This is a genomic window from Kitasatospora sp. NPDC057542 (genome assembly GCF_042801945.1).
Taxonomy (GTDB): domain Bacteria; phylum Actinomycetota; class Actinomycetes; order Streptomycetales; family Streptomycetaceae; genus Kitasatospora.
In genome coordinates, this window is record NZ_JBHVFE010000538.1 from 1 (window position 1) to 5,612 (window position 5,612).

The 5,612-nt window shown below is 74.2% G+C and carries 5 protein-coding genes; 2 read left to right on the forward strand and 3 right to left on the reverse strand.

The features are described 5' to 3' along the window. Positions 1–80: 80 nt before the first annotated feature. Genes ACFU7Y_RS38890 through ACFU7Y_RS38900 form a run of 3 tightly spaced genes read right to left on the reverse strand, consistent with a single transcriptional unit; the run spans position 81 to position 3,249 of the window. Positions 81–902 carry a sugar phosphate isomerase/epimerase gene (locus ACFU7Y_RS38890; protein ID WP_224283772.1) on the reverse strand — a complete coding sequence of 274 codons (822 nt, stop codon included), beginning with the start codon at positions 900–902 and terminating at the stop codon, positions 81–83. Continuing rightward, positions 899–2,098, reverse strand: a complete 1,200-nt coding sequence (locus tag ACFU7Y_RS38895) for a dihydrodipicolinate synthase family protein (RefSeq protein ID WP_380771187.1) — start codon at positions 2,096–2,098, stop codon at positions 899–901. Before ACFU7Y_RS38895 ends, ACFU7Y_RS38890 begins: the two co-directional genes overlap by 4 nt. Continuing rightward, positions 2,095–3,249: a Gfo/Idh/MocA family protein gene (locus ACFU7Y_RS38900; protein WP_224283770.1), complete on the reverse strand. Its 1,155-nt coding sequence runs from the start codon at positions 3,247–3,249 to the stop codon at positions 2,095–2,097. The genes ACFU7Y_RS38895 and ACFU7Y_RS38900 overlap by 4 nt, the downstream gene beginning before the upstream one ends. 120 nt (positions 3,250–3,369) lie before the next feature. Here ACFU7Y_RS38900 and ACFU7Y_RS38905 point away from each other — a divergent pair, with 120 nt between their 5' ends. Together ACFU7Y_RS38905 and ACFU7Y_RS38910 are read left to right on the forward strand one after the other, a co-directional pair. Next, the gene (locus tag ACFU7Y_RS38905; RefSeq protein ID WP_224283769.1) at positions 3,370–4,407 is read left to right on the forward strand and encodes a LacI family DNA-binding transcriptional regulator; all 1,038 of its coding nucleotides are present in this window, start codon (positions 3,370–3,372) and stop codon (positions 4,405–4,407) included. A 240-nt stretch (positions 4,408–4,647) separates the two neighbouring features. Continuing rightward, positions 4,648–5,612, forward strand: a 965-nt coding sequence (locus ACFU7Y_RS38910) for a substrate-binding domain-containing protein (RefSeq protein ID WP_380771188.1), incomplete at its 3' end; no start/stop codon positions are given.

Genomic DNA, 5,612 nt, shown 5'->3' on the forward strand with positions numbered 1-5,612 from the left:
GCGCCAGCCGTCGGCCAGCGCCCGGGCGGCGTCCGTCGCCGTGACCGTCCCCTTGAAGGAGTCCGGAGCGAGGACGACTCTCATGCGCTCACCACGTGGGCACGGTAGCGCTCGACCACCGTCGCGAGGGTCTGTTCCCCGGGGGTGTCCCAGATCTCCTGGTTGAAGATCTCGGTCTCGATCCAGCCGGTGTAGCCGGCGGCCGTGACCATGTCCGTCAGTGCGCCGAAGTCGATGTGGCCGTCTCCCACGTGGCCCCGGCCGAGCAGGACGTCGGCGGGCAGCGGCAGCGTCCAGTCGCAGACCTGGTACGAGGCGATCCGGGCGCCCGCACGGGCGACCTGCGCGGCGAGGTCCGGGTCCCACCACACGTGGTAGCTGTCGACGACGACGCCGACCTGCTCGACGGGGTGGCGCTCGGCCAGGTCGAGGGCCTGGCCGAGGGTGGAGACCACGGCACGGTCGGCGCAGAACATCGGGTGCAACGGCTCGATCGCCAGCCGCACACCCAGGTCACCGGCGTACGGAGCGAGTTCGGCCAGCCGGTCGGTGACCCGTTCCCGCGCCCCGGCCAGGTCGCGGCTGCCCGCGGGGACCCCGCCGACGACCATCACCAGGGTGTCGGTGCCGAGTTCGGCCGCCTCCTCCAGGGCACGGAGGTTGTCGGCGAGCGCCGCCCGGTGGGCCTCCGGCCCCTCGGCGGTGAGGAAGCCGCCCCGGCACAGGCTGCTGACGGCCAGTCCCGCCTCGCGGACCAGCTCGGCCGCGCGCGCGACACCGACCTCCTCGACCTTGTCGCGCCAGAGCCCGATCGCCGGGACTCCGGCCTCCACACAGCCGCGCACCGCCTCCGGCAGGCTCCAGCCCTTGGTGGTGATCTGGTTCAGCGAGAGCCGGTTCACGCCTCCACCCCCGCCACTGTGAGGAACTGCCGCATCCGGTGCGCCGCCAGCTCCGGGTCGGGCAGGACCCCGGCGGCGTCCGCCAGGCGGAACAGCTCCACCAGGTGGACGACGGAACGGCCGCTCTGCGCCCCGCCGACCATGGTGAAGTGGCTCTGGTGGCCGGCCAGCCAGGCGAGGAAGACGACGCCCGTCTTGTAGTGGTAGGTCGGCGCCGCGAACAGGTGGCGGGCCAGCGGGAGGGTGGGGGCGAGCAGGGCGTCGTACCGGTCGAGGTCCCCGGCGTCCAGGGCGTGCAGCGCGGCCGCGGCGCGGGTGGCGATCGGGTCGAAGATGCCCAGCAGTGCGTGGCTGTGGCCGAGTTCGTCGCCGCGGATGAGCTGCGGGTAGTTGAAGTCGTCGCCGGTGTAGAGCCGGACGCCCTCGGGCAGGGCGCGGCGCAGGGCGATCTCCCGGTCGGCGTCGAGCAGGGAGACCTTGATGCCGTCGATGCCGGCGTGGTGCTCGCGGATCAGCGCGAGCACCGTCTCGGTGGCCGCGTCCAGGTCGGTGGCGCCCCAGTAGCCGGCCAGCGCCGGGTCGAACATCTCGCCGAGCCAGTGCAGGATCACCGGCCGACCGGCCTGGGCGATCAGCCGGCCGTAGACCTGGAGGTAGTCCTCCGGCCCGCGGGCCTGCGCGGCCAGCGCGCGGCTGGCCATCAGGACGGGCTGCGCGCCGGCCTCCTCGACCACCGCGAGCTGCTCCTCGTAGGCGGCCGTGATCCCGGCGAGGCCCGCGGCCGGGCCGGTGAGCTGGTCCGTGCCGACGCCGCAGGCGAGGCGGCCTCCCTCCCGGCGCCCGCCACCACCCTCGTCCGAAGCGCTTCGCGCTGCCTCCCTGAAGGCGCGGGCCTCCGCGCCGGAGCGGACGATCAGTTCCCGGGTGGCGGGCCAGTCCAGGCCCATGCCGCGCTGGGCGGTGTCCATGGCGTCGGCGATGCCGAGGCCGAGGGACCACAGGTGGCGGCGGAAGGCGAGGGTGGCGTCCCAGTCGACGGCCGCCGGTGCGCCGGGGGCGTTGCCGCCGAGCGGGTCGGCGACGACGTGCGCGGCGGCGAAGGCCGTGCGGTTCTTCGGCGGGTGGGCCGGGATCTCCAGCGGCTCGGGGGTGCTCAGCCGGTAGCGGCCGAGGCCGGGAAGGTTCAGCTCGGTCATCGGTTCTCCAGTCCGGGGACGTCCAGGCGGCGGCCCTCGCGGGCGGAGCGCAGGCCGAGTTCGGCCAGCTGGACGCCCTTGGCGCCCTCCAGCAGATCCCAGGTGTACGGGGAGCCGGTGACGACGTGCCGCAGGAAGAGCTCCCACTGCGCCTTGAAGCCGTTGTCGAACTCGCCGTTGTCCGGGACCTGCTGCCACTGCTCGCGGAAGCGCTCGGTGGCCGGCAGGTCCGGGTTCCACACCGGCTTCGGGGTGGTGGCCCGGTGCTGGATCCGGCAGTTGCGCAGCCCGGCGACCGCGCTGCCCTCGGTGCCGTCGACCTGGAACTCCACCAGCTCGTCGCGGTCGACCCGGACGGCCCAGGAGGAGTTGATCTGGGCGGTGATCCCGCCCTCCAGCTCGAAGATGCCGTAGGCGGCGTCGTCCGCCGTCGCCGGGTAGGCGCGGCCCTGTTCGTCGACCCGCTCGGGAATGTGGGTGGCGGTGTGCGCGTACACCGAGCGGACGGGCGCGATGATCTGGTCCAGCACGTAGCGCCAGTGCGGGAACATGTCCAGGATCATGCCGCCGCCGTCCTGGGCGCGGTAGTTCCAGGAGGGGCGCTGCGCGTCCTGCCAGTCGCCCTCGAACACCCAGTAGCCGAACTCGCCGCGCACCGACAGGATGCGGCCGAAGAAGCCGCCGTCCACCAGCCGCTTGAGCTTGAGCAGGCCGGGCAGGAACAGCTTGTCCTGCACCGCGCCGTTGCACACCCCGGCCTCCCGGGCCAGTCGTGCCAGCTCCAGGGCGGCGTCGAGGGACTCGGCAGTCGGCTTCTCGGTGTAGACGTGCTTGCCGGCCGCGATGGCGGTGCGCAGGGCCTGCTCGCGGGCCTGGGTGACCTGGGCGTCGAAGTAGATCTCGGCGAGCGGGTGGGCCAGTGCCTCGTCCAGCGAGGTCGTCCAGTGCGTCAGGCCGTGGCGGTCCGCCAGCTCCTTGAGCTTCTGCGCGCTGCGGCCGACCAGGATCGGCTCGGGCCACAGCGTGTCGTCGCCCTCCAGGGCGAGCCCGCCCTGCTCGCGGATGGCCAGGATCGAGCGCACCAGGTGCTGGCGGTAGCCCATCCGGCCGGTGACGCCGTTCATCACGACGCCGATCACTCTCTGAGTCATGCGTGGTCCTCCGCGGTCCTGTGTGGTCCCGTGCGGTCAGTGGGAAAGCGCTTTCCGAGAGGTTATGGAGATATGCTGTGCGCGTCAACGCAGGTGCCAAACGGAAGTGGGGAACGGCAGATGGGTGTCACCCTCAGTGAGGTCGCCCGTCACGCCGGAGTCTCGCTCGCGACGGCCTCCCGCGCGCTCAACGGCTCGGCCCGGACGGTCGGCGAGGAGCTGGCCGCGAAGGTCCGGGCCAGTGCCGACGCCCTCGGGTACCTGCCGAACGCCCCCGCCCAGGCACTCGCCCGTGCCGCCACGGCCAACGTCGGCGTGCTGTTGCACGACGTGGCGGACCCGTACTTCGCGGCCATCGCCCGCGGGGTCTCCGACGCTGCCGGGCAGGCCGGGCTGCTCCCGCTGGTGATCAACACGGACGGGGAGCCGGAGACGCAGGTGCGGGGCATCCGCATGCTGCACGGCCAGCGCGTGCGGGCCATCGTCCTGGCCGGCTCCGCCCACACCGACCCGGCCGCCGTGCGGGCCGTCGACGCGGCGCTCGCCGACTACCGGGCGGACGGCGGGCGGATCGCGACCGTCACCGACCACGGCCCCGGCTACGACGCCGTCCTGCCGGACAACCGCGGGGGTGCGGCCGACCTGACCCGGGCCCTCCTGGGCCTGGGGCACCGGGAGTTCGCGGTGATCACGGGGCCGGAGCGGCTGCAGGTCTCGATGGACCGGCTCGCCGGGGTGCGCGAGGCCCTCGCCGAGGCGGGCATCGAGCCGGCCGAAGGGGCCGTCCAGCACGTGGAGTTCACCCGCGCCGGGGGCCGCGAGGCGGTGCGGCGGCTGCTCGACCGCCCGCAGGCCGAGTGGCCCACCGCCGTGCTGGCGCTGTCCGACGTCTGCGCGATCGGCGCGCTCGGCGAACTCCGCTCGCGCGGAGTCGACGTGCCCGGTCGGATGTCGGTGGCGGGTTTCGACGACATCCCGTTCGCCGCGGACGTGGCTCCGGCGCTCTCGACGGTGCGGATGCCGCTGGAACGGCTCGGCGCGGGCGCCGTCACCCTGGCGCTCGAGTCCGAAGGCGGGCGGCGGTGCGTCCGGCTGGCCCTGCCGACCCAGGTCGTCCTGCGGGGGAGTACCGGGGCGCCGCCCGCGCGGGCACGGTGAGCGGGGGAGCGGCCGACTGCGCGGCGGTGCCGGACGCCCGGCGAGCGAGCGGCCCGGGTGGCCCGGGTGGGGTGTTCCGTTCGCAGGCCGGGAACGCGGGAGGACCTGACCGGACGACCGGGTGACCGGTACGGTGGTTCTGATCGACTCAGCAGATCTGTGTTCGTTCGATCGGATTTCGATTGAATGATGCGGATTGATCAGTTGCCGCGCGGCGCCGGGGCACTCAGGAGGGAAGCCATGACCATCACGGCCGAGGAGCGCCGGTCCCAGATCCTAGAGGTCGTACGCGACCTCGGGACGGTACGTGTGGTGGACCTCGCCGTCCGGATGGGCCTCTCGGCCGTCACCGTCCGCCGCGACGTCGCGGTGCTCGCCGACGACGGGCTGCTGAGCCGCTCGCACGGCGCCGTCTCGCTGCCGCGCGTCAAGTCCGCCGCGGTCGAGGGCACCGACCGGGTCCTGGGCATGCTCGTCCCCACCGTCGGTTCGTACTTCGACGAGGTGGTCGGCGGCGCCCGCGCGGCCGCCGCGGACGCCGGCGCGCGCCTGGTGCTCGCCATCGCCCCGTACGAGTCGGCCGACGACCGCGCCCAGGTCGGGCAGCTGCTCGACTCCGGGGTGGACGGCCTGCTCCTGACCCCCAACTGGCGTCCGGCCGGCGGCGAGGACGGCCTGTGGACCGGCGGGCTCCCGGTGCCCGCCGTGCTCGTCGAGCGCCGTGCCCCCGCCGACGGCGAGGGAGCGCTGCTGGACTCCGTCGGCTCGGACCACCGGCACGGCGTCCTGCTCGCCCTGCGCCACCTGGTCTCGCTCGGGCACGGCGCGGTGCTGTTGGTCGCCCGCGAGGACACCTGGACGGCGCACCAGGTCCGGGCCGGCTACGCCGAGGGGACGGCGCTGCTGGGGCTGGAACCGCAACCGGTGATCGACATCCGCCGCCCAGGCGTCGACTCCGAGGCCGTTGCCGAGCGGATCGTCGAGGCCGCCGCCCGGGGCGTGCGGGCCGTCCTGGTCCACAACGACCAGGACGCCATCCAACTGCCGCCGCTGCTGCGGGCCCGGGGCCTCCAGGTACCGGACGACGTGGCGCTGATCGCGTACGACGACGTGTTCGCGGCCCTCGCCGCGCCGCCGCTGACCGCCGTCGCGCCGCCGAAGCGGGCCGTCGGCGCGGCGGCCGTGGAGCTGCTGCTGCGCCGCCT

Bases quoted from the DNA above. Each gene is read 5' to 3' on its own strand.
- ACFU7Y_RS38895 (WP_380771187.1), bottom strand. From the start codon at position 2,098: ATGACCGAGCTGAACCTTCCCGGCCTCGGCCGCTACCGGCTGAGCACC.
- ACFU7Y_RS38900 (WP_224283770.1), bottom strand. From the start codon at position 3,249: ATGACTCAGAGAGTGATCGGCGTCGTGATGAACGGCGTCACCGGCCGG.
- ACFU7Y_RS38905 (WP_224283769.1), top strand. From the start codon at position 3,370: ATGGGTGTCACCCTCAGTGAGGTCGCCCGTCACGCCGGAGTCTCGCTC.